The organism is Haloferula sp. A504 (assembly GCF_044385805.1).
GTDB lineage: Bacteria > Verrucomicrobiota > Verrucomicrobiia > Verrucomicrobiales > Akkermansiaceae > Haloferula.
In genome coordinates this window covers 1-1367 of sequence record NZ_JBISBU010000145.1, presented here as the reverse complement: position 1 = coordinate 1367, position 1367 = coordinate 1, and the positions used below count along the sequence as shown (strand labels likewise).

Genomic DNA, 1367 nt, shown 5'->3' with positions numbered 1-1367 from the left:
CCATGTCGAACCGGTCCTCCCGGATCGGCACGTTCCCGGACGCCCTCGAAACGACCTTCAAAAAATCCCTTGCGAAGCTCTGGTACTACTGACCCCACGAACGTAAAAGTTTTCTGCCCAACGTCAGAGGACAGGCGACCCCGACCCCACGAGGCGGCGGCCCTGTCCCGGTTGAATGGATTGAATCGTCATACCGGTCTGCGACTAGGCCGCTGTAAGGGGTCGTCCTGCTCCGGCTTGTTCGCTTTGTTGTTCCGCGCCTTGGCTGCGTAGTTCTCGATCAGCTTCGCTGGACCGGACCTGCCCTCAAAATCGCCATACTCCTTCTTCGTGTAGAAGCTGAATGTCCTACCAAACGGATACTTGCTCCTTAGAGTGACTGTCACATACCGGGAATGATTGCTTCCGACGATCGCTTGCCCCCCCTGGAACCTGCCGGACTCGCTGACAGAAAGAACATCGGAATACGGAATGGTATATTCTCTTCCTCTCCGTTGAATGCGGAGAGCATCCGGCGAATGTTCGACGATTGTCACGTTCAGGAGGCGGATTGACGACCAGACAAGGGCGATCACGAATAGGACTCCAACCCAGTTAAATCCCGACTCGGGATCCCAAGCTAGCCAAGCGATCACCGAGGCCGTGAGAATGATTGGGACACTGATCAGCAACTGAATCCGCCCGCCATCGCCGTTCAGATTCATGAATCCAGGCTGGCGTGGCGCTGTAACCTTGGGGAATCGAAGCTGCGGCATTTTCGAGCGAACGTCAGAGGACAGGCGACCCCGACCCCACGAGGCGGCGGCTCTGTCCAAATTGAATGGATTGAATCGTCATATCGGTCTGCGACTAGGCCGCTGTAAGGGGTCGTCCTGCTCCGGCTTGTTCGCTTCGTTGGTCTCCGCTAGAGCCCCGCGACTCCGGGTGCGGATCTCGAGAAAGAACCCTACAAGGCTCATGACGGAGACCGCAACAGCATAGCCGCGAATCACTGGGAGGCTATTCATCAAGCCCGCCAAGAGCGGGGCTAGCAGGGCAATCGCCAGGTGCCAGACCATCGAAAAAAGCCAGGTGGCTACGAACAGCGCGATGGAGGTTCGCGAGCAGGCCCGCCAAATCCACAAGGCCCAGATCAGGAATCCTGGGAGAACTACGAGTCCCGCACCCGGTGACGCGAAATAGGACAGAAGATGGATGACCCAGTAGGTTCCGGCCAGCGCGAGCAGTCCTGCAGCTATTCTTGGGGATTGCATCGTCAGGGGCTTTTCATGAGCGAGACCCTATGGCTGCGACTGGAGCCAGCCACGCGCCTTCGGGGTGGTTTGAGGGTTGAAAGGGAGGTGCCGTGTCTGGTTCAAGTCGTGGGC

Annotated in this window: 1 protein-coding gene; it reads right to left on the bottom strand. The window is 58.0% G+C overall.

Annotation, left to right across the window (positions count from 1 at the left end; genetic code table 11):
• Positions 1–188: 188 nt before the first annotated feature.
• The gene (locus ACG2LG_RS23840; RefSeq protein ID WP_396263371.1) at positions 189–704 is read right to left on the bottom strand and encodes a hypothetical protein; all 516 of its coding nucleotides are present in this window, start codon (positions 702–704) and stop codon (positions 189–191) included.
• Between the last annotated feature and the right edge of the window lie 663 nt (positions 705–1367).